The organism is Nocardia sp. NPDC056952, from assembly GCF_042674185.1.
In the GTDB taxonomy this organism is placed as follows: Bacteria; Actinomycetota; Actinomycetes; order Mycobacteriales; family Mycobacteriaceae; genus Nocardia.
In genome coordinates this window covers 769002-794670 of the sequence record NZ_JBHURA010000003.1, presented here as the reverse complement: position 1 = coordinate 794670, position 25669 = coordinate 769002, and the positions used below count along the sequence as shown (strand labels likewise).

Sequence of the window (25669 nt, the reverse complement as noted above, 5' to 3'; positions counted from 1 at the left end):
CCCGTGCCATCAGGCCCGCACGGCATACACCTCGTGCAGTTCGGTGCCGGCCAGCGACGGGTCCTGCCTGGTACGCGAGGTGAGTCCGTGGAGATTGAGGACCTCGCAGAATTCGGCGAGGCGGCCGTCGTGGTCGTGCACCTCGGCGACGACGGCGCGGATGCGGGGCCAGTCGGATTCGGTGATGCCGAGCAGGACATCGAATTCGGCGCGCTCGACGTCGATCTTCAGCACGCCGATCTCGGCGACCGGATCTTCCTGCGCGAGGATCGCCGACACCGTCGTGACCTCGACATCGATCTGCTCGCCGTCGTGCAGGCCGCGGGTGATGAGGCTGATCGCGTCGTCGGGCAGGCCACTGTTGCGCAGGAACGTCTTCGTCGCATCGTCATCGGCTTCACGGTCGGCATACAGACTCGAGTTCGCGGTGGCGCGGGGGTACCAGGTGAACGGCAGCACACCGGATGCGGCGCCCACTGCGACCTCGAGGGCAACACCGCCCGGCACATGGGCTTCCATATTGCGGTGCAGACAGTCGAAGGTGGCGGGAGCGGGTTCGGCGGCGATCACGCGGACACCGGGGCGCGTTTCGGCGAACATCATCGCGCTGAGCCCGATATTGGCGCCGATGTCGACCGCGAGGTCACCGGGACGCAGGGTGGCGGCAGCCTGGCGGTAGTACCCGTCGGCGATCATCTCGTTCCAGAGCATGCGCGCTTCGGCGGGGCTGGTGCAGGTGACGGTACGGCCGTCGTCGAGGCGCAGTTGCTGCTGTGTCGTCATCAGTTCATGAATCCTTCGAGGATCGGGCCGATCACGGCCAGCGCGGACGGGTGAGTCAGCTCGAGATGGCGAGCGTCGAGAACAGTGTTGTGGATACGGCCAGTGACGTGCGGTTGCCACGTCCGCGCGACGGCCTCGGTGTCATCGCGGTCTTTGCCCGCGGTGAAGAAGATCAGGTCGCCGTCGAAGATCCGTGGGTGATAGTCGTCGGCGAGTTCGCCCGCGGTGGCGAAACTCTCCATCACCCGGTCGACCTGGTCGGCACCGAACAGGCCGGTACCGGTGATCTGATCGCGGATCACCTGCCAGGCCTGCTCGGTGGTGCTCGCGGCGACGGTGTCGCCGAGGTCGAACAGTTCCCGCCAGCCACCGAGCAGATCGGCCATCAGCTCACCCGGCGCGGCATCGGTGTCGGGAGTGATCGGTGGCGCACCGACCGCGCTGTCCATCATGGCCAGCAGCGCGACCTGTTCGCCCTGTTCCTGCAGCTGTGTCGCCACCGCGTGGGCGATCTCACCGCCCAGCGACCAGCCGAGCAGGTGGTACGGCCCGGTGGCCTGGGTCCGGCGGATCTCGTCGACGTAGCGGTGCGCGAGCTCCTCGATCGACGTGGCCGAGGGCTCGGCGGCGACGACATGCGGGTCCTGCAGGCCGAACACCGGCCGATCACCGCGCAGATGTCCGACGAGTCCGCCGTAGAACCACGCCAGTCCGCCCGCCGGGTGGATCGCGAACAGCGGTGTGGCTTCGCCCGCGGGCCGCAAGGGCAGCAGCACCCCCATGCCCGAACCGCCCTCGGCCTCGTCGACCCGGCGCGCCAGTGCCCGCGGTGTCGCGTCGTCGAACATCCACGGCAGTTCGAGTTGCACGCCGCGGCCCTGCAGTTCGGCCACCGCCATGGTCGCGAGCAGTGAGTTGCCGCCCAGATCGAAGAAGCCGGCACCGGCGCTCACCCTGGCCACGTTCAGGGTGCGTGCGAAGACTTCGGCGATAGCGATCTCGGACGGTGATCGCGGCGCGTCGTATTCGTCCTCGACGCGGTCGAAGTCGGGTGCGGGCAGGGCTTTTCGGTCGAGCTTGCCGTTCACCGTCACCGGCAGCGCCGAGAGCACCACGACGGCCGAGGGCACCATATAACCGGTGAGCAAGTCGGCGGCGGTGTCACGGACCCGCGCCGGGTCGATTTCCTGCCCGTCGGCGGGGACGACATAACCGATCAGCTGGTCGACGTCCTTGGCGTGGCGATGCACCGCGGCTGCCGCCTGGGCGACACCGGGATGACGGAGCAGCGCCGATTCCACCTCACCCAATTCGATACGGAACCCACGCAATTGGATCTGCGCGTCGGCGCGCCCGAGGTAGTCCAGTTCGAGGCCGTACCCGCCGCGACGCCACCGGCCGACATCGCCGGTCCGGTACAGGCGGCTACCCGGGGTGCCGAACGGATCAGCCACGAACCGGCCCGACGTCAGCGCGCCCGCCCCGTGATAGCCGCGCGAGAGCTGGCCGCCGCCGACGTAGAGGTCACCGGCGACGCCGACCGGAACCGGCCGCAGCCGCTCGTCGAGCACGTACACCGTCAGACCGGGCAAGGCGCGACCGATCCCGCCGCCGCCCGACTGATCGATCTCGGCGTAGCTGACATGCACGGTCGTCTCGGTGATGCCGTACATGTTGACCAGTGTCGGCGTGCCCGCCGGGTGGGCGAGGAACCAGCCGGTCAGCCGGGACGGGTCGAGCGCTTCACCGCCGAACACGATGTAGCGCAACGCGAGGTCGGCGCCGCCCGCCCCACGGTAGCGGCGCTCCGCGTCGACGAATCCGTAGAACGCCGACGGCGTTTGGCTGAGCACGGTGACCTGCTCGCGCGCCACGAGCTCGACGAAGGCGTCGGGCGTGCGCGTGGTGTCGTAGTCGACGATCACCAGGCGACCGCCCGAGAGCAGGGCGCCCCACATCTCCCAGACCGCGAAATCGAAAGCGTAGGAATGGAACAGTGTCCAGACGTCGTCGGGGCCGACGTCGAACTTCTCCGCGGTATGGGTGAGCAGGGTGACCACATCGCGGTGGGTGACCGCGACACCCTTCGGCCGACCGGTGGAGCCCGAGGTGTAGATCATGTAGGCGACGTTGTCCGGCAGCGCGGCAGATTTCTGTGCGCTGTCGACGACGTTGTCGTCATCCACAAGGACTGTCGGCCCGGCGAATTCGGGTGTCCGCGACGCCATCGCCGACGTGGTCAGCATCGCTACCGGTCGTGCGTCGTCGAGCACGAACCGGAGCCGCTCGGCCGGGTACGCCACATCGACGGGCAGATAGCCCGCACCCGACATGACCACAGCCAGCAGCCCGACCGCCAACTCGGCCGAGCGCGGCATCGCGACGGCGACCAGTGTTTCGGGGCCCGCACCGGAGGCGATCAGTCGGGCGGCGACAGACTTCGCGCGCCGATCCAGTTCCGCGTAGGTCAGGACCGTCGTCCCGTCGGTCACCGCGACCGAATCCGGGGCCACAGCCACGCGCCGGGCGAACAATCCACCGATCGTTTCCTCGGGAACGTGCGCGCCCGCCACGCCTGCCGCATCGAGAACTTCGAGGCGCTGCCTCGGTTGCATGAACTCGATGTCACCGATGATCGCCCGCGGATTCGCGGTCACCGCCTCCAGGATGCGCAGATACCACTGCGCGAACCGCTCCATCGACTCCTCGACGAAAAGGTCTGTGGCGTAGGTCAATCGGCCGAGCGTACCCAGCGGGAGACCGTCGGCGGCGAACCGCTCGACCAGCTTCACATTGAGATCCGACTGCGCCTGATCGACATAGTCCTCGACCGGTTCCACCGAGATCCCCGGTAGTTCGAGCACCACCTCGTCGAGATTCTGGTAGTCGATCGTCACCTGGTACAGCGGCAGATGCGCGGTCGAACGCGGCGGATTGAGCGCCTCGACGACCTGCTCGAAGGAAACCTCCGCATGTGCGAGGGCCGCCAGGTCGGCTGCCCGGACGTCGGCCAGAAGTACGTCGAACGGCTGATCGGCAGAGACCTCGGTGCGCAGGACGACAGTGTTGACGAACATGCCGATCAGGTCGTCGAGTTCACGTTCCCCGCGCCCGGAGACCGGTGTACCGACCGCGATGTCGCGGATGTTCGCCAGCCGTGCCAGCAGGACAGCCAGCGCGGCGTGAGCCACCATGAACGGCGTCGCACCCGCGGCCCGCGCGACCGCGGCGATCCGCTCCTGCAGCGGTGCCTCGATGTCGAAGTCGATGGTCCGGCCGCGCATCGACGCGACCGGCGGACGCGGCATGTCGGTCGGCAGTTCGAGGAGTTCGGGCAGCCCGGTGAGGGTAGCGCGCCAGTAGTCCAGCTGACGCGACAGCAGCGACTCCGGATCGTGCTCGTCGCCGAGCAGATCGTGTTGCCACAGCGCGTAGTCCGGATACTGGACCGTGAGTTGCGGCCACGAGGGCACGCTCGCGGTGATCACCGCGTGATAGGCGGCCGCGACGTCGCGGGCCAACGGGATCATCGAGAGCCCGTCCGCGCAGATGTGGTGCACGGCGATCACCAGCACGTGATCATCCGGGCCGAGATCGAACAGTTCGGCCCGCACCGGCGGTGCCTCGGAGAACTGGAAGCTCCTCGACAGCACCGCCGCTGCCGCCTTCGGCAGCACCGATTCCTCGATCGCAATCGGGATCAGGTCGGGCACGACCTCGTCGACGTCGACGATCACCTGCCACGGGATACCGTCGATCACCGGGAATTTCGTCCGCAACGATTCGTGGCGGCCGATCACCATCGCGCAGGCTGTCCGCAACGCGGGGATTTCCAGCTCGCCGGTCAGCCGGATCACCAGCGGCACGTTGTAGGCGCCGACGGAGGCGTCGAGTTGGTTGAGGAACCACATCCGCTGCTGGGCGGGCGAGAGCGGGATAGGGCCGGTGTCGGGCCGCCGGGTCAGTGCCGGGCGTTCGACCCGGTCATGGCCGGTGAGCCGGGCGGCGAGGTCGGCCATGCGCGGGTACTCGAACAGGTCGCGCACCGACACCCGGATGCCCAGCGTGGAGCTCAGGCGAGCGGTCAGCCTCGTCGCGGTCAGCGAATTGCCACCGAGGTCGAAGAAGTTGTCGCGCATGCCGACTCGGGGCAGGTCCAGCACTTCGGCGCAGATGTCGGCGACGAGGCACTCGGTCGGATCGCTCGGCGCCAGATATCCGGCAGCGGCGAAACTCGGCATCGGCAGTGCGCCGCGGTCGAGTTTTCCGGTGGTGGTCAGCGGAAGTTGCTCCAGCACAACGCAGATGTCGGGAACCATGTGGGCCGGTAGCCGGCGGCGTGCCGATGCCCGCACGTGCTCGGGGTCGATCGTGTCGCCGATGAGGTAGCCCACGAGCCGGTCCGCGCCGTTGTCGTCGGTGCGCAGCACCGCTACCGCATGGGTGACCGATCGATGTTCGGCGAGGACGGCCTCGATCTCGCCGAGTTCGATCCGCTGGCCACGGATCTTGACCTGATGGTCGGTACGGCCGACGTAGTCGAGTGTGTGGTCGGCGGTCCATCGGACCCGGTCGCCGGTGCGGTACATCCGGGCGCCCGGATCGTAGGGGTTGGCGAGGAAGGTGGCGGCGGTCGCGCCGGGACGGCCGAGGTATCCGCGGGCGAGCTGGATGCCGCTGACATACAGTTCGCCGGTCACCCCGATCGGCACGGGCCGCAGGTGCGAGTCCAGCACCACTGCGGATGTTCCGCGAATCGGACCACCCAGGGTGATCGGTTCGGGCGGTGCGAGGGGATCGCTGATGGCGACCATGATCGTGGTCTCGGTGGGTCCGTAGCCGTTGAACAACCGGCGTCGCGGCGCCCAGAGCGCGGCGAGTTCGGCGGGCACGGCCTCGCCGCCGGCGACCAGAACCCTGAGGCTGTCCAGCCCGTCGGGTGACATGGTCGCCAGCACGGTCGGGGTGAGGAAGGCGTGGGTGACCGCGTTGTCGCGGATGAGCCCGGCCAGCTCCGCGCCCGCGTAGGTGTCGGGCGGCGCGATGACCAGCGCCGCACCGTGCGGATGCGCCATCAGGACTTCGAGCATGACGGCATCGAATCCTGGTGCGGCACACTGCAGCACCCGTGAATCCGGGCCGACCTGGTACCGGTCCCGTTGCTCGGCGGCGAAGTTCGCCATTCCCGCCTGGGTCACCGCGACGCCCTTGGGGGTGCCGGTGGTTCCGGAAGTGTAGATGACATAGGCCAGGTCGGTGTCGCGGACGGTCCGTGTCACCGCGCGCGAAGGTCGGCTCGCGATCTCGCGCTCGGCCGACGGATCGTCGACGGCCAGGCGTGCCCACTCCCCTTCCGGCACTGCATCACTCACCTCCGCGACTGTCAGCACGACACGGGCACCACAGTCGGACAGCATGACCGCGAGCCGCTCTCGCGGGTTGCGGGGGTCGAGTAGCGCACACGCGGCGCCGATCTCGGCGAGCGCCCAGATCGTGGTGATCAACGGGATCGAGCGCGGCATGACCACCCCGACGGTGTCCCCCGTGTCGACACCGTGCTCGACCAGCCACTGCGCCAGCCGATGTGCCCGGGTATCGAGTTCGGTGAAGCTCACCGTCTCAGTCCCGGACAGCACCGCCACACCCTCGGGGTGTCGGGTCACGCCGTGGCGCAACAGATCGGTCAATGGTTCGGGAACCACCCGTTCCGCCCCCCTGGCCGGGACGAGTGCCGCACGCTCCGCGGCCGAGAGCAGGTCGATATCGCCGACGCGCCCGGTCGGGTCGGTGGCGAGGGCACGCAGAACCCGCTCGACACGGTCGGCGAGCCCGGTGGCGGTCACCTTGTCGACGCGAGCCGCCTGATACCGAAGGCGGATGTGCAAGGTGTCGGTGTGGTGGGCCTGCACGGTGATCGGGTAGTGCGCGGCATCGGTGCCTGCCACCTCCGTAACCCGCACTCCATCGATATCGGCGTCACCGAGTCCGCTGCTGTCGACCGGGTAGGACTCGAATGCCACCAGGGTGTCGAACAGCTGTCCGCCGCCGAGCGCGGCCATGATGCCGGACAGTTCGACGTGGTGGTGGTCGAGCAGCCGGGTCTTGTTCGCCTGCAACTGTTCCAGCGCCGCCATGATGGTCCGGTCACCACGCACGAGGACCGGTACCGGCAGCGTGTTGATGAACAGCCCGATCATCGACTCGACGCCGGGCACCTCGGCCGGTCGGCCGGAGACGGTCTCGCCGAACACGATCCGCTCGCGGCCCAGCTGGTTGGCCAGCACCGTCGCCCACGCGAATTGCACGATCGTCGACATCGTGGCACCCGAAGTGCGGGCGAGTGCGGTGAGGGCGGTGGTGACGTCGTCGTCGAGATCGATGCTCAGATCGGTCGGCACCTCGACGGTGGCCTCGCCGACCGTGTCGGCGATCAAGGTGGGTTCGGTGAAACCCGCCATGGTGTCGCGCCAGATCTCGACACCGGCGGTGGTGTCGCGCCGGTCCAGCCAGGCCAGGTAGTCGCCGTAGGACGGCGCGGGAGGCAGCAGGGCGGCGTCCGCGCCTGCCGCGTACAACCCGACCAGGTCGCGCAGCAGCAACGGCAGTGACCAGCCGTCGAGCAGCAGGTGGTGCGCGGTCAGGATCAGCCGGAATTCGGTGGGTGCGACGGCGACGAGGACGAATCGCACCAGCGGCGGATCGGCCGGGTCGAAGGCCGTTTCGCGTTCGGCTGCCAGGATCTGCGACAGTGCTGTCTCGGGGGCCTCGACGCGGCGCCAGTGCACGGCCGAATGCGCCGGAACAACCTGTGCGACACCACCATCGATCGTTCGCGTGAACGCCGCCCGCAGGTTCGGATGCCGATGCAGCAGGTCCGCCGCAGCTCGCCGCAGCCGCGCCTCGTCGACCGGCCCGGTGAGCGTCATCTCCGACTGCGCCGTGTACACATCGAGGTCGCCCGCGGCGAGTTCGGCGTGGAACAGCAGCCCCGCCTGCAACGGCGCCATCGACCACACGGCCTCGATCGGTCCGTAGCGTTCGGTGAAGACGTCGAGGTCCTGTTGGGTCAGGGCGACCAACGGGATGTCGGACGGGGACAGTCCCCAATCTTGCTCTTGTGCCGACGCTTCCGCGATCCGCTCGAGGGCCGCCGTCCACTCGTCGAGAAGTTCCTCGACGTCATCACGATCGAGAAGCCGTGCGGCATAACCGATCTGCACGGCGAGGGTCGACCCGCCGGGGGTGTCGACGGTGTTGATGTCGAGGGTCAGCGCGGCGGACGCGGGCATGTCCGGATCGAACGAGCCCTGGTGGTCGAATTCCTCGTCGGCGGGAATCCAGGCGAGCCCGGACAGTGCCGAGATGTCGACGCCCGCCCGGCCGAGGTTGTTGAAACTGATCTGTGGTGCGGGCAGCGAGGCCAACCGATCGGCGGTCGCCGGGTTCAGGTATCGCAGCATGCCGTAGCCGATGCCCTTGTCGGGCACGGTTCGCAGCTGTTCCTTGACCGCTTTCACCGCGGCACGAGGATCGGTGCCGTCGATGTCGAGGTCCACCGGGTAGGCGCTGGTGAACCAGCCGACGGTGCGGGACAGGTCGGCGCCCGGGGCGAGTTGCTCTTCGCGCCCATGGCTTTCGAGCAGGATGCGCGCACCGGAGTGGTCGACATCGCGCCGGGCACGCCAACGTCCCAGTGCGAGAACGAGGCCCGCGAGCAGGGCGTCATCGGCGGTGGCATGCGCGGCGCGGGGCACCGCATCCGTCAGGGCGGTGGTCAGCTCGACAGGCAGCGTCAGCGTCAGCCGCTCGACCGTGGCGTGCACGTCGGCTGCTGGGTCGAGGGGTGCGCGCCCGAGCAGCGGTTCAGGTCGTGACCCCATCCGCTGCCACAGCGCCAGCTCCTCGGCACGGCTGCCCGCGGCGGCGGACACGGCCTCGGCCCACCGGCGCATCGAGGTGCCGACCTCGGGCAGTTCGACCACTCGCCCCGCACCGACCTGCTGCCACGCGGAGACGAAGTCGGGAATCAGGATGCGCCAGGAGACGCCGTCGACCACCAGGTGGTGGATCACGATCAGCGCGCGCCCCCGCGACGCCACGCCGGGCTCGGGCAGCAGGCAGATGATCTGCATCATGACGGCATCCACCGGGTTCAGCGCGGCCGAAGCCTCTTCGAGGGCCTCCTCGACCAACGACGTGAAACCCGCACTGCCAGGGGCACTCTCGGCACCGAATGCACGCACCGACACCAGCCTCTCGGCGTCGATCGCTCCGGGCGCCAACACTTCGAGGTGCGCGACACTCATGCGCGCACGCAGCATGTCGTGCCGATCCAGCACCGCTTGGACCGTCGCGATCACGTCGGCCGAGCGGGCGTCGCCGGGCAGCTCGACCAGCAGCGACTGCGCGAACCGATCGCCGGTGGGACGGTCGAGGTACCAGGACACGATCGGCGTTCGCGTCACCTCGCCGATGCCACCGCCGGGCAGCTCCTCGAGACGCACCCGTCCGGCGCCCCCGGCCACGGCGGCCAGCCCACGAACGGTCCGGTGCTCGAAGATGTCCCGTGCCGTTACGACCACGCCCGCGGTCTTCAATCGCGACGCCAGCTGGATCGACATGATCGAGTCACCGCCACGCGCGAAGAACGACTCGTCCGCACCCACCGAGGCCACACCGAGCACCTCGGCGAAGATCCCCGCGATGGTCGCCTCCAGCTCGCTCGCCGCGGCGGCCACGGCCGAATCCGGCACTTCGGCACCGGGTTCGGGCAGTGCGCGCCGATTCACCTTGCCCGTCGACGAGACCGGCATCTCGTCGAGCACCATGAGCACAGCGGGCACCATGTGGTCGGGCAGTGCGCCCGAGATCTGGTCGCGGATCGCGGCCGTGTCGATCGTTCGCCCCTCGGCGGCCACCAGGTAGCCGACCAACGTCGGTTGCCCGGCCTGGCCACGCCTGCTCACCGTGACCGCCGAAGCGACGTTCGGGCAGGCGACCAGTGCCGCGTCGATCTCGCCGAGTTCCACCCGCTGACCACGGATCTTGACCTGGAAGTCGGCGCGGCCCACGTATTCGATGGTGTGCTCGGCGCTCCAGCGCACCAGGTCACCGGTGCGGTACATCCGGGTCCCCGGTGCACCGAACGGATCGGCCACGAACGCACCCGCGCTCGCCCCCGGCCGATTCAGGTAGCCGCGGGCCAGCGCGTTGCCCGCCAAGTACAGCTCTCCGACGACACCGACCGGTACCGGCCGCAGCCGGCTGTCGAGCACGACGGCCCACACCCCGCGGATCGGGGTGCCGATGGTGATCGGATCACCGGGCTGCAACGCGGCGCTGACGCACACCGCGATCGTGGTCTCGGTCGGCCCGTACACGTTGTGGAAGCGACGGCCCGGCGCCCAGGCCGCGACGAGTTCGGCGGACAGCGCCTCGCCACCGATGGTGAGCATCCGCAGCGCGTCGAGCCCCTCCGGCCGCAAGGTCGCCAGCACGCTGGGCGTCAGGAACGCGTGCGAAACCCGGTGCGCGCGAATCAGTTCGGTCAGTTCCACACCGGCGAACACCTCGGCGGGCGAGACGACAAGGGCAGCGCCCGCCGCGTAGGCCATCAGCGATTCCATCATCACCGCGTCGAACGCGGGCGCGGCGACCTGCAGGACCCGCGATTCTCGATCCACCTGATAGTGCTGGTGCTTCTCGCGCGCGAACGCCGACAACCCCGCGTGCGTGACGACCACGCCCTTCGGCTTGCCCGTCGAGCCGGAGGTGTACACCAGGTACGCGGCATCATCAAGGCGTGCTGCCCGGAAGGGGTGATCTGTCGGCGCGGTGGACAGTTCGGTGATCACCTGGTCGTCGTCGAGGCACAGCCACTCGACCGTGTCCGGCAGTGACGAGCGCGCCGCGTCCAGCGTCACACCGAGCGTGACGCCGGAGTCCTGGGCCATGTGCGCCAGCCGGTCCGCGGGGTAACGCAGATCCATCGGCACGAACGCGGCACCGGTCTTCGCGATCGCCCACAGCACCACGTGGTAGGCCACCGATCGCGGCACGGCCAGGGCGACATAGGTTCCCGGCATCGCGCCTGCCCGTGCCAGCAGCACGGCGAGCTGACCGGAACGCCGGTCGAGCTCGCCATAGGTCAGCGTCTCGTCGGCACCGATCAGCGCGGTCGCCTCCGGGTCGGCGGCAGCCACGGTGAGCAGGGACGGCAGTGTCTTCGGCACCCCGGCGGACTCGCGCCCGGCAGGGAGCAAGCACGTGGTCTCCTCGGGGCTCAGCAAGTCGATGTCCCCGACCATGGTGTCCGGTCGCGTGGTGATCGTCTCGAGAATCCGCAGCAGGCGGTCGGCGAACCGAGCCGCGGTGGCCCCGGTGAACAGGTCGGTGGCGTAGACGATCTCACCGTCGATACCCGCTCCGTCGGCACGTTCGTTCAGCAGCACCGTGAGGTCGGTCTTGGCCTGGGCAACTCCGGGATCGAGCACCTCGATGCCGATATCGTCGAGTTCGAACCGAGTGGGGTCGGCATTGCGGAAGCCCAGCATCACCTGATAGAGCGGTGAATACGCGGTCGACCCCGCCCGATCCAGTATCTCGACCAGACGCTCGAACGGTACGTCCGCGTGAGCCAGCCCTTCCAGATCCGCGCCACGCAGGTCGGCCAGGAACTCACGCAACGACAGTTGCTCGGCTACGCGGGTGCGCAGGACCACCGTGTTGACGAACATGCCGACCAGATCGTCGAGTTCGGGGCGGCCGCGACCGCCGACCGGGGTACCGATCGAGATATCGTCGGTGTGCGCGGTGCGCGAGAGCAGAATCGCCAGGGCAGCGTGCAAGACCATGAACACCGTGGCACCTTCGCCGTGCGCGAATGCGACGACGGCATCGTGCAGACCCGGCTCGATCGTGAAGGCGACACTGCCACCGTCCATCGACAGCACCGCGGGCCGTGGGCTGTCGGTCGGCAGGGCGAGCAGTTCGGGTGCGTCGGCGAGAATCCGCTGCCAGTAGGCGATCTGGCGCCCGGCCAGCGAAGTGGGGTCGTCCTCGGCGCCGAGCAGTTCGCGCTGCCAGACCGCGTAGTCGGCGTAATCGACGGGCAACGCCGGCCACACCGGTGCCGAGCCCGTGCGGCGAGACCGGTAGGCGGTGAACACATCCCGGGCGAGCGGCGCCATCGACGCACCGTCAGCGGCGATGTGGTGCACCACCAGGACCAATACGTGGTCGTCGGCGCCCGTGCGGTACAGACGGACGCGGACCGGCATGTCGGTGGCAACGTCGAAGCCCGACTCGACTGCTTCGCGCAGCCGGTCTGTCAGCACCGTCGAATCGTCGACGTCGGCCAGTTCGATGTCGGCGGCGCCGACCGTGCTGTCGTGGACGAGCTGCTGCGGTTGCCCGCCCACCGCGGGATAGGTCGTGCGGAGGGTCTCGTGCCGGCTGACCACATCCACCATCGCGGCCCGCAGCGCCGCCACGTCGAGCGGTCCGCTCAGCCTGGCCGCGAAACCGATGTTGTACGCACCGGACGCGGGGTCGAGCTGATTGAGGATCCAGATACGCCGCTGGGCGGCTGCCAGGGGGATTTCGGACCCGTGCCGGCGGCGGACCAGCGGCACCGATGCGTAGTCATCGCGCGTCGCGATGCGTTCGGCCAGCTCAGCGACGGTCGGGGCATCGAAGACATCGCGGACACCGACTCGCACGTGCAGCGCGGCCTCGGCCCGGGCCGCGACCTGAGCGGCCGACAGCGAGTTCACCCCGAGCTCGAACAGATCGGCAACGACACTGACCTGGTCGGCGCCGACGATCTCGGCGACGATCTTCGCCAGCACCGCCTCACGGTCTGTGCGGGCGACGAACTCGGCCAGCATCGTCGCCCGCGTCGCGGCATTGTCCGCGTCGGAGGCTATGAAGCCGTCCGCGTCGTCGAAGGCAACGTGCGACAGGGCAGACCTGTCCACCTTGCCGTTGGAGCTGAGCGGCATGGTGTCGAGCACCTGAATTCGTGCCGGCACCAGGTAGGACGGAAGCAGTCGGGTGAGGTGTTTGCGGACCTTCGATCCGGTGAGGGTCGCACCCGGTCTCGGCGACACATACGCCGTGATCCGGTCAGCGGAAACGATCGCGACTGCTCCGGAGATATCGTCGATCGAGCGCAGCGCGGCCTCGATATCCGCGGGCTCGACCCGTTGGCCGTGGAATTTCACCTGGAAGTCACTGCGGCCCACATACTCCAGATCACCGTCCCATGACCAGCGAACGAGATCACCGGTGCGATAGAGGCGGTCCCCCGGCTCGCCGAACGGATGGGCGACGAACCGGCCGCACGTGAGATCCGGCCTGTGGTGGTAGCCACGAGCGAGCTGGGTGCCCGAGACGTACAGGTCGCCGACAACGCCGACTGGGACGGGTCGAAGCCTGGCATTCAGCACGTATGCGGACATTCCGGAAACCGGGTAACCGATCGGGACCGTTCGCCGTGCACGTGAACCCGCCGTGCAGCGGTATGCCGTCACGACTTCCGCCTCGGCGGGGCCGTACCAGTTGACGACCTCGGCCCGGTCGAAGGTCTGCCTGGCGCGTACCGCGGTGCGCTGGGCCAGCGCCTCACCTGCCGGGAACACATAGCGGACCGACGGCAGCCGCGTCGTGCCGGTGTGCTCGAGCAGCACCTCGAGCATCGACGGGACGAAATGCACGGTGCTGACCTGCTCGTCGGCGATGATCGCGACCAGGTAGGCAGGGTCGCGGTGGCCGGCGGGGTCGGCGACGACGATCTGCGCGCCGGTCTGCAACGGCCAGAACAACTCCCACACCGCGATGTCGAAGGTGATCGGGGTCTTGTGCAGCACCACATCCGACGCATCGTGCGGGAATTCTCTTTGCGCCCAGGCCAACTGGTGGGCGGTGGCGGCGTGGGTGAGTGCGACACCCTTCGGTGCACCGGTCGAGCCCGAGGTGAACAGCACGTACGCGGCGTTGTCGGCGCGCAGCGGTGCGCGACGTTCGTCGTCACCGACCGGCCCGCTGGGGTACGCGCTCAGGTCCAGCTCGTCGAGGCGGACACGCTCGATGGCGACGGGGAGGGAGCTCTCGTCGCTCGATGTGGTGACGATCAGCAGTGGCCGGGCGACCGACAGGACGTGTGCCAGCCGCGCCGTGGGGTGGTCCGGGTCGAGCGGAACGAAGGCGGCACCGGACTTCACGACGGCGTAGACGGCCGTGATCAAGTCGATCGAGCGGTGAATCGCCACGGCCACCGTCGTTTCGGGGCCCGCGCCCAGATCTATGAGGTGACGGGCGAGGCGGTTCACGGTGTCGTCGAATTCGCGGTAGGTCAGAGCGCGGCCGCCGGGGACTCGGACGGCGACAGCGTCCGGGGTGCGCGCTACCTGCTCGTCGAAGGCATCGACCAGCGTGCGGTCCGTGCTCACCAATGGGGCGTCCAGCGGTCGCAGAAGCCGATTGCGGCTCATTTCGTCGGCGAGGTCGATCTCCCCGGCGATGATCTGCTCGTCGGCGCTGACGGCATCCAGGACACGGACGAGCTGTTCGGTGAACCGGTGCGCGGTGGCGTCGTCGAACAGATCGGTGGCATAGGTCAGGCGCAGGTTCATGCCCGCGAGCTCGTTGTGCGGGCCCCGGTCCTCGGTGATCATGAGCAGCAGATCGCAGATCGCCGCGTCGGCGCCGACATCGATGCCACCGACCTCGAGCCCCGGCAGCTCGAGCTGGGCGGGCGCCATGTTCTGATAGGCGAGCATCACCTGGAACAACGGCGCATGTGCCGTCGAGCGCGCCGGATTCAGCACCTCCACCAGCTGTTCGAACGGAACGGCGGCATGATCGAACGCTTCGATGTCGGTGCGTCTGGTCATTTCGATCAGGTCGGTGAACCGCTGGTCGGGGCGGACGCGAGTGCGCAGAACCAGGGTGTTGACGAACATGCCGACGAGGCGATCGAGGGCACGGTCGCCGCGACCCGCGTACGGGACGCCGATGGCGATGTCGTCGCTGCCCGACAATTGCGCGAGCAGGACGGCAAGGGCGGTGTGCGCCACCATGAACGGGGTCACGCCGCTGCGCCGCGCCAAGGCCGCCACGGCTTCGGCCACCCGGGAGGGCACCGCGGCGTGGACGGTCGCACCGCGGTGGGACTGCTCGAGCGGGCGCGGACGGTCGGTGGGCAGCGCCAGCACATCCGGGATCCCCGCGAGTTGGGTGCGCCAGTACAGCAGGTCGCGACCCGGCGCGGAGTCGGGTGCGGCCAGCAATTCGCGCTGCCAGATGGCGTAGTCAGCGAATTGCACTGGTAGCGGAGCCCATTCGGGTGCATTGCCGATCCGGCGTGCGCGATAGGCCTCGATGATGTCGGCGGCCAGCGGCGCCACCGAGTAGCCGTCGCAATTGATGTGATGCACCGAAAGCGCCAGTGCGTGCGCGGTGTCGGTGAGCCGGAACAAAGCCACGCGCAGCGGGGCGCCCGCCGAGACGTCGAAGCCGGTGCCGAAGAACTCTGTCAGCCGTGGGAGCAGTTCATCGGCGGACACCGGGCGCACGGCGAGATCGCAGGCCGCGACGACGTCATCGGCGGTCAGTACGACCTGCGCGGGGGTGCCGTCGTGGGCCGGATAGGTGGTGCGCAAGATCTCGTGCCGTTCGATGACATCGCGCAACGCGGCCGTCATGGCCTCGATGTCGAGTTCGCCGTCGAGGCGGATCGACAGTGGCACCACGTAACTCGCCGACTCGGGGTTCAGCTGGTTGAGCAGCCACATCCGGCTCTGCGCGGGCGAGAGCGGGATGCGCTCGGGCCTCGGTTTCGCCACCGGTCCCGCGACATCGCCGACGGCGCGCTGCTGTTCGACCCAGCGGGCCAGTTCCGCCACGGTCGGCGCTTCGAAGATGGCGCGTACGGGAATCGTTACCCCGAGGACTTCGCCGATGCGGCTGAGCACGCGGGTCGCCAGCAGCGAATTGCCACCGAGGGTGAAGAAGTTCTGGTCGGCGCCGACCCAGGGAGTCTGCACCAGTTCGCCGATCACCCCGGCGATGGTCTCCTCCGCGATCCCGCGAGGAGCGCGGTAGCGCGTCGCGGCGGCGCGGGTGTCGGGGGCCGGGAGGGCTCGGTAGTCGATCTTACCGTTGGCCGTGAGCGGGATCGTGTCGATCCGAATCACCTGGACGGGCACCATGTACGCGGGCAGGCGCGACAGCAGGTACGTCCGCAGCGAGTCGGGATCGATCGCCTCGTCGCTCACGGCATAGGCCACCAGGATCTGCCCCTCGGCGACCGTATACACCCGCACGACCGCGCCATCGATGTGATCGTGGGCGAGGAGCGCGGCCTCGATGTCGCCGAGTTCGACGCGCAGGCCGCGAATCTTCACCTGGGAATCACGGCGGCCGACGTACCGCAGCCGGCCTGCCGTGTCCCAGCGGACCAGGTCGCCGGTCCGGTAGAGGCGCGCCCCCGGCGTCGAGCCGAACGGGTCGGCCACGAACGCGCTCGCCGTCAGGTCCGCGCGGGCATGGTACCCACGGGCGAGCTGGATTCCGCCGAGATACAGCTCGCCCGTCACACCGGCGGGGACGGGCCGCAGCCGTGCGTCGAGCACGTGCGTGACGACGTTCGCCTCGGGCGTACCGATCGACACGACGGGTCCGTCGAGCTCGCCGATCTCGTAGGCGGTGACGCTCACGGCCGCTTCCGTCGGGCCGTACAGGTTGTCGATGCGCGCTTCGCTGACGTCGCGGAACCGGCGAACGGTCGCGGAGTCCAGCGCCTCACCGATGCACAGCACCTGACGGACGGCGGCGAGATCGTCCGGGTTCGCGATGTCGAGGAACGCCGACAGCAGTGAGGGAACGAAGTCGACCACGGTCACGCCGTGACGAGCGATCAGCCGTGCGACGGCGGTCGGGTCGGTGTGATCGTCGCGCCCGGCCACGACCAGCGCGGCACCGGCGGTGGGTGCGGTGAACAATTCCCACACCGACAGGTCGAAGGTCGCGGGCGTGCGCAGAAGCAGCACGTCGTCGCTGCCGATCCCGTAATGCCCAGTGAGCCAACGGAGTTGGTTGACGACTGCCTCGTGGGTGAGTGCCACACCCTTGGGAACACCGGTCGACCCGGAGGTGAAGACGACATACGCCAGATCCTGCGGGCGCAGCGGCCTGATCCGATCGGCATCGGTGACCGGCGCGGTGCCGGTCGTGGGCGAGGTGAGATCCGACAGACGCCAGACCGGTGCCTGGGTCGGCAGGTCGATGTCGTCGCCGATGAGCACCCCGTCGGGTCGCGCGGTAGCCAGGACCGTGCGCAGCCGGTCGACGGGGTGGTCGGGATCCAGCGGGAGGTAGGCGGCGCCTGCCGCGTGGATGGCGTAGAGCGCGGTGAGCAGCTCGACCGAGCGGTGCACGGCCACGGCCACCACGCTTCCCGGCCCGATACCGCGGCCGATCAGCCCTCGCGCCAGCGCGTTCACCTCGGCGCCGAACGCGGCGTAGGTGAGCACATCCCCACCCTCGCCGTCGACGACCGCGATATTCTCCGGTGTCGCCGCGACCTGTCTCGCGAACAGATCCGCGATCGTCGCACCGTCCGAGGGGGCATCGGGGCCGGATTCGCGCAGCGCCAGTTCGTCGAGTTCGCGCGGACTGAGTAGCGGCAGATCACCCACGGGCACACCGGGATCGGCGACGACACCGCGCAGGATGGCGACGAACCGCTCGAAGATCGGCACGATCGTGGCTTCGTCGAAAAGGTCGGTCGCATACCCGAATTCGACCTGCATGTCACCGGGAGCACCGTCCGCGTCGACCGTGTCGACCAGGGTGAGATGCAGGTCGTACTTGGCGACACCCGGTTCGACGAGGTCGGCCGCCACCGTGAGCCCGCCCAGGCGCAGCGTCGGGATATCGATGTTCTGGAACGAGAAACCGACCTGGGTCAGTGGCTCGTGCGCGGTGCTGCGCGGCGGATTGAGGACCTCCACCAGCTGTTCGAACGGGATCGCGGCATTGTCGAACGCACCGAGATCACATTCGCGGGCGCGCTCGAGTATCTCCGTGAACGGGGCCGCGGGATCGACCTGGACGCGCAATACCAGCGTGTTGACGAACATGCCGATCAGCGGGTCGAGGGCGGGCTCGCCGCGCCCGGCGACCGGGGTGCCGACCGCGATGTCGCCGGTGCCCGACAGCCTCGCCAGCAAGATCGCGAACGCCGCATGGGTCACCATGAACAGCGTCGAGTCGTGACGCCGTGCGAGAGCGATGATGTCGCGGTGCAGGTCGGCGGGAATCGTGGCCGACATGCTCGCCCCGCGGTAGGACTGCTGTGCGGGACGCGGACGGTCGGTCGGCAGGTCCAGCATCTGCGGCAGGTCGGCCAGTGCCGCGATCCAGTACCGGATCTGGCCCGCGGTCACACTGGCCGGGTCTTCCTGCACGCCGAGGTTTCGCCGCTGCCACAGCGTGTAGTCGGCGTACTGGACCGGCAGGGGCGCGAAGGCAGGCGCCTCGCCCGCCGTTCGCGCCCGATAGGCCACGGCCAGGTCGGTGGCCAGCGGCGCGAGCGAGGATCCGTCGATGGCGATGTGGTGCACGGTGAGCACCACGGTCCATTCCTCGGCGGCGGTGCGCAGCAACGCGATCCGGAACGGTACCTCGGTGCTCACATCGAAGCCGAGGGCGGTCTCGTTCGCGATCCGTTCGGCGATCTCGGTCTCGGCGACCTCGACGCACCGCAGCTGCGGTGCCGAAGCCGGGGACAGGATCTCCTGCCACGGTCCGCTGTCACTGTCGGGGTATCGGGTGCGCAGTGTCTCGTGCCTGACGATCACGTCGGCCAGTGCCGACCGGAGCACGTCGACGTCGAGCGGCCCGGAGATCCGCACGACGACGGGCACGTTGTAGACCGCGGCCGAGGTATCGAACTGGTTCAGGAACCACATCCTGGCCTGCGCGGGCGAGAGCGGAATCCGATCCGGACGCGGCTGCGGCACCAGCCGGTGATGTACCGACCCCTGATCGGCCTGCCCATCCACCGAATCCAGCTCGCGAGCGAGCGCGTCGACGGTCGGCGTCTCGAACAGCGCCCGCACCGCGATGCCGGTGCCGAACACCTCGGACAGGCGCGCCGCGGCCTTGGTCGCGGTGAGCGAGTTGCCGCCCAGATCGAAGAAGTTGTCGAGCGCGCTCACGTGCGCTACGCCGAGCACATCGCGGTAGATACCGGCGACGAGTTGTTCGGTGGGCGTGCGCGGTGCGACGTCTTCGACGGCCTGCGGGAACACCGGCTCGGGCAGTACGGCGCGATCGAGTTTGCCGCTGGCGGTCAGCGGGAATCGGTCGAGCACCATGCACACATCAGGCACCATGTGCGCCGGAAGCCGGTCGCGCGCGGCCGCGCGCACCCGCTCCGCGTCCACGCCCGCGCCGACCAGGTAGCCGACGAGCCGGTCGGCCCCCGCGCCGGCGTGGATCACGACGACCGCGTGGGTCACCGCGGGATCCTCGGCGAGTACCGCTTCGATCTCGCCCAGTTCGGTGCGCTGCCCGCGGATCTTCACCTGGTGGTCGGCGCGGCCCAGGTATTCGATGGTCTGCTCCGAGGTCCACCGGACGAGGTCGCCCGTGCGGTACATCCGGGTGCCCGCGCCACGGGGATCGGCGACGAAACTGGTTGCTGTCACCGTGGGTCGGCCGAGGTAGCCGCGCGCCAATTGCACACCGCCGATGTAGAGTTCGCCCGCCGTACCGACCGGCACCGGCCGCAGCCGGGAGTCGAGGACCTGCGCGGAGATCCCGCGAATGGGCCCGCCGATGGTGATCGGCCCCTGCGCGGGGATCGGGTCGCTGATCGCGACCATGATCGTGGTCTCGGTGGGTCCGTAGCCGTTGAACAGCCGGCGCCCCGGCGCCCAGGTCGCGGCGAGCTCTGCCGTGAGGGCTTCGCCACCGGAGACCAGCACCCGCAGGCACTCCAGGTTCTCCGGCGACATCGAAGCCAGCACGGTCGGCGTCAGGAAGGCATGGGTAACCCCTTGTGCCCGAACGAGTGCCGCGAGTTCGGTGCCCGCGTAGACATCGGGCGGGGACACGATCAGCGCGGCGCCACCGGGGTGGGCGAGCAGAATCTCCAGCATCACCGCGTCGAATCCCGGACCGGCGGCCTGCAGGACCCGCACGGTGGGCTCGACGTCATAGCGGTCCTGTTGTTCGGCGGCGAAGTTCGCCAGCCCCTGGTTGGTGACCTCGACACCCTTCGGCACGCCGGTCGTTCCGGAGGTGTAGATCACATACGCCACGTCGCCGGGGTGCACGGGCCTGCCACGGTCGGTGTCGGTCACCGGCGCGGACGAGTACCCGGCGGTGACGCTGCGCGAGACCGGGTCCGCGACCACCAGCAACGTCCACGGTCCCTCGGGCGCAGCGCCCTCGACTTCGGCGCTGGTCAAGACCACTCGGGGCGCGCTGTCGGCGAGCATCGAGGCGACCCGATCCCGCGGGTTGCGCGGGTCGATCAGCACCAGGGCGGCACCGGTTTTGGCGACGGCCCATACCGCGACCACGAAATCGACCGAGCGCGGCAGGACCATCGCCACCACCGCACCGGGTCGGGCTCCTTCGTCGAGCAGGCGCCGGGCGAACCGATTCGACAACGCGTCCAGTTCCGCGAAATCCAGGCACTGTGTCCCGGACACGACAGCCGGACCCTCCGGCGAGATCGCGACACCTCGGGCCAGCAGATCCGACAGCGCCACGCCGGGTACCGCGTCGGCGCCCCGAACCGGAGACAGCACGGCGCGTTCGGCGGCGGACAGCAGTTCCACATCGCCTACCGGCACAGCGGGGTTCGCCACCACCGCGTCCAGGATCCGGCCCAGCCGTGCGGCCATCTGCTCGACGGTGGCGGGATCGAACAGGTCACTCGCGTAGTTGAGCCGCACCGCGACGTCGCCGGTGCCCGCGGCGTTCGCGCCCACGGTGACGACGAGGTCGACCTTCGCGGGTTCGGCGCCGGGATCGACAACGTCCACCGTGAGGTCGGGCAGGGTCAGGCGGGGCAGTTCGGTGTTGTCGAAGGCCAGATACACCTGGCACACGGGCGCGTAGGCCGCCGAGCGCCGCGGATCGAGCTCTTCCACGACCCGGTCGAAGGGCAGCTCGCCGTGCGCGAAGGCATCGATGTCGATGTCCTTGACGCGTTCGAGCAGGGCGGTGAACGACTCCTCGCCGCGAATCGGCGTGCGCAGCGCCACGGTGTTGACGAACATTCCCACCAGCGGAGCAAGATCAGGCTCGCCGCGTCCGGCCAGCGGGGCGCCGATCACGATGTCGCCGGTTCCCGACAGCCGGGCCAGCAGAACGGCGAGTGCGGCGTGGACCACCATGAACGGGGTGACGTCCGCGGCGCGGGCGAGTCGCTCGATCTCGGCGTAGGTCCGGGCGGGCAGCTGCGTGGTGACGGCCTCACCGTGCATCGAACGGCGGGCAGGCCGGGGCCGGTCGGCCGGCAACTCGAGCACTGCGGGCGCATCGGCCAATTGGGTTGTCCAATACCGCAACTGGTCAGCGGCGAGCGAATCCGGATCCGCTTCGTCGCCGAGCAGACGACGGTGCCAGTCGGCGTAGTCGGCGTACTGCACCCGAGGTGGGACCTGATCAGGCGCCGTTGCCTGTGACCGGGCCGCGTAGGCGGCGGCGAAGTCGGCTGCCAGCGGCGCCAACGACGTACCGTCACAGCAGATGTGGTGCAGGACCAGCACCAGCACATGCGTGTCGGGGCCGATCGTGAGCAAGTCCGCGCGCAGCGGTGGGCGGGCGCAGACATCGAAGCCGTCGGCCGTCAGCTCGCGGATCCGGCCGGCGAGCCGGTCTTGCCCGAGTCGTTCTGGGACGCAGTCGAAGTCGGCCAGAGCTGCCTCGGCCGACATAACCTCCTGCGTCCCGTGGCCGTCACGGGCGGGGTAGCGCGTTCGCAGCGCCTCATGGCGATCGAGGACGTCGCCCAGCGCCATGCGCAGTGCGGCGGGGTCGAGTCGCCCGGTCAACCGCAGGACCAGCGGAATGTTGTAGGCGGCGGACTCGGGGTCGACGCGGTTGATCAACCACATCCGATGTTGCGCGGGAGCCAGCGGCAACAGGCCGTCGCGCGCGATCGGCGTCAGTGTGGGCCGCACCCGGCGCCGTGCCCGGCCCACGCACGCGGCGAACCCTGCCACCGTCGGATTGCCGAACAGATCACGCACCGACAGTGCGCATTCGGTGGCATCGGCGACCCGGGCGACGGCGCCCGCCGCGGTGAGCGAGTTGCCGCCCACCTCGAAGAAATTCTCGAACGCGCCGACCCGGTCCACCCCGAGCACCTCGGCGAAGACGTGCGCGACGACTTCTTCGGCATCGGAGCGCGGCGCGACATAGCTCGCGGTGCTTCCGGCGGCCGGTTCGGGCAATGCACGCAGATCGAGTTTGCCGTTGACCGTCAGCGGCAGTTCGTCGACGACCAGCACGACATTGGGGATCATGTAGTCCGGCAGCGACGAACCCGCCTGCGCGACCACGGCATCGACATCGCAGTCGGCGCCTGCCGGTACGACGTATCCCACCAGACGCGCCGCGTCGGTGCCTGCTCGATGCACCACCACCGCGGCCGCGGCCACCGCCGGATGGGCCAGCAGCGCGGCACGGACCTCGTCGAGTTCGATGCGGAACCCGCGCAGCTGTACCTGCTGATCCGCACGCCCGCGGTATTCGAGAGCGCCGTGGTGATCGCGGCGGGCCACGTCGCCGCTGCGGTACATCCGCTCCCCCGGCGCACCCCACGGGTCGGCGACGAATCGACCCGAACTCAATGCCGCCTGCCCGAGATAGCCGCGAGCCAATTGCGTTCCCGCTACATAGATTTCACCCCACGCGCCCACCGGCGCCGGTCGCAGGCGCCGATCCAGCACGTAGGCGCGCAGGCCGGGCAGCGCCGCGCCGATCACGCTGGGCGCGCCGGGTACCGCCAGATCGGCGCTCATGTCGGTGTGGGTGACGAACACGGTGGTCTCGGTGATGCCGTAGCTGTTGACGACCACCGGCCCGTCCGGGTTGTCCACGTACCAGGGCGCCAACGCCGCCGGATCCAGACCTTCGCCCGACAGCACGACCAGCCGCAGCCCCAGCGCGCCCTCGGGCGCACCCGCCGCGAGGTAGCGCCGCTGAGCTGCGGCGAATTGATAGAACGCCGAGGGCGTCTGGCTGAACACGGTGACGCGTTCACGAGCGGTCAGGCGAACCAGCTCATCGGGCGCGCGCGTGGTCGGCGCATCGGCGACCACGACGCGGCCGCCGGTGACGAGCGGGCCGAAAACCTCCCAGATCGAGTAGTCGAAGGCCACCGAGTGCAGCCATGTCCACACATCGTCGGCCCGGACATCCAGAGCGGCACACGCATTCGCCAAGTAGGTGACCACCGAGCGGTGGCTGATCACCACACCCTTGGGCCGCCCCGTGGAACCGGAGGTGAAAATGACGTAGGCGGCGTCATCAGGCCGCAGTGGCGCGGTGCGCTCGTCATCGCTGATCGGGTCCGCGGCACCGTCGAGGTCGTCGTCCTGCCCGAGAACCAGCGTCTGGCCGCCACCTTCCGACAGCCCGGTCACTTCGACGATGACGACTGCCGGATCCGCTCGGCCGACCACGTATTCCAGCCGCTCCTGCGGATGGGTGATATCCAGCGGCAGATACGCGGCACCGGATTTCAGGACGGCGAGCATCGCGACGATCAGCTGGGTGCCACGCGGCAGCGCGATGGCGACCAGCGTGCCCGGACCCGCGCCACGGGCGATCAAACGCCGGGCGAGCCGGGTGGAACGCTCATCGAGGTCCCGATACGTGATCGTCTTGCCCCCGGCGGTGACCGCTTCCGCGAGCGGGGTCGAATGAGCTTGTCGCGACAGCGAATCCACCAGCGTCTCGACCGGGGCGACGCCCTCGACACCAGCCGACTCGCCGATGATCGAGAGCTCCTGCGCGGCGGACACCAGCGGCAGTTCCACCACCCGCTCGCCGGCGTCGGCCTCGATGAATCGGTGCAGGAAATCGATGAATCGGTCGGCGTGCGCGTCGATGTCGCGCTGACTGTAGAGGTTACCGTTGCCGTGCAGCTCGATCAGCAGCGGCGCGTCGGGACCGGTCCGATAGAGGTTGACCTGCAGATCCTCGAGCGCGCCCGAGGTGAGCGCGTGATAGCGCCCGACGGCGTCGCCGAGACGGATCTCGGAGTCGAAGAACAAGATGTTGACGACGGGCCCGAAAGTGTTGGCGGAGTTGTCGATCGAGGCGGATTCACGACGCAGGTCCTCGAAGCGGTAGCGCTGATGACGCAGCGCGGAGACCAGCTCGCTGATCGATGCCTTGATCAGCTGCGCCACAGTGGTCGCGTCATCGATCGCGAAGCGGATCGGCACCATATTGGCCAGCATCGCCGCGGCGTTGCGCAGTTTCACGGTGACCCTGGCGCTCATCGGGACCGAGAGCACAACCTCGTCGGCGCCGGTCATCCGCGTGAAGAAGGCAGCGAACGCCGCGACGACGACCTGCGCGGCCGACGCGTCGAGCTCGGCCGAACGACGATCGAGCAGCGCGCACAGCTGCGCCGGAAGTTCGCGTGCCGCAACCTCGTCCACGGTGCCCGGGCGCGCCGACCGACCGGACAGACCCGCGGGTGCGGGCAGATCGGCGACCTTGTCGAGCCAGTACCGTCGATCGGCCTCGAATCGCGAGCCCTCCCGATAGTCCTGTTCCCCCGCGGCGATCTCGCGCAGGTGAGCGGCCACCAGCCGAGCCGGTGGCCTGCCTTCCGACAGCGCGTTGTAGTGCTCGGCGACCCGGCACAACACGTTGAACGCGCCATAGCCGTCGATCACGAGGTGGTGGGCGCGCGCGTACCACAGGTGCAGGTCATCGCTGATCCTGATCAGCCGCGTGACCGCGAGTTGATCTCGGGTGATGTCGATCTGCCGGGTGTAGTCGCGGCGCATCCATTCCAGCGCCGCGGCCATCGGATCGCTGTGCGTGCCGAAGTCGAGCACGAGTTCGTTGAACGTGATGTCACGGTCGACGACCTGGTAGGGACGACCTTCCACCTCGACCACCCGCACCATGAGCGACTCGGTCTCCTCGGCCGCCTCGTGCACCGCCGCGTTGAACAGGGCGACGTCGATCCGCCCCTCGATCTCGACGTATTGCGCGATGTTGGTCGCCGGTCCACTATGCGCACTGTCCGCGAACCACATGCCGTATTGCGCAGAGGAAAGCGGAATAAGCTCCTGATTACCGGCACAGCTCTCGACAGACTCCATGATCAACCGACCCCTCGCATGGCTATCGACCTAGCACGGACTCCGAGTATGGAGATCCGTGCGCTTTCCTACCCCAGATATTCATGTGCGCCACAACCGCCGAATGCGGGTCCATTTACCGCCGAACAGCCATACGAATTCCCCTTGCTGTACTCAGGACCGATACGGATCCGGTAAACACCGATCCGACACCCCGCGAGGTGCGGTACCCAGCCGACTCCTATCCGAAACATCTCCTCGACATTAGCCTGACAGCAAACAGCTGGCATACGATTTTCAGGGAACACCCTAGTAACAATTCAATTCAGGTCGGTCGCTAATACGGACATTCCGTGCGAAACCAATATTCCGACAGCACCGCAGGTCGAGGCGATAGAGCCGCGGATGTCACGCTGCCCCGCGCGACGCAGACCGATTGCCGATGGTGCGACCTCCGTCCCCGATCCGGCATATCCCCTGCGTGATCGGCAAATTTTGCCATTACGGCAGTCGAACTCATCGATCGACCGAAT

At 68.8% G+C, this 25669-nt stretch carries 2 protein-coding genes; both read right to left on the bottom strand.

Going from position 1 to position 25669, the window contains the following annotated elements; all coding sequences use genetic code 11:
* Positions 1 to 9: 9 nt before the first annotated feature.
* Positions 10 to 783, bottom strand: coding sequence for an FkbM family methyltransferase (locus tag ACFTS5_RS15340; protein WP_378631216.1), 774 nt, complete (start codon positions 781 to 783; stop codon positions 10 to 12).
* Positions 783 to 25157, bottom strand: coding sequence for a non-ribosomal peptide synthase/polyketide synthase (locus ACFTS5_RS15335; protein ID WP_378631214.1), 24375 nt, complete (start codon positions 25155 to 25157; stop codon positions 783 to 785). Before ACFTS5_RS15335 ends, ACFTS5_RS15340 begins: the two co-directional genes overlap by 1 nt.
* Positions 25158 to 25669 lie beyond the last annotated feature (512 nt).

What these genes read in the sequence shown, in the direction of transcription:
- ACFTS5_RS15340 (WP_378631216.1), bottom strand. Translation starts at nt 783, where the DNA reads ATGACGACACAGCAGCAACTGCGCCTCGACGACGGCCGTACCGTCACC.
- ACFTS5_RS15335 (WP_378631214.1), bottom strand. Translation starts at nt 25,157, where the DNA reads ATGGAGTCTGTCGAGAGCTGTGCCGGTAATCAGGAGCTTATTCCGCTT.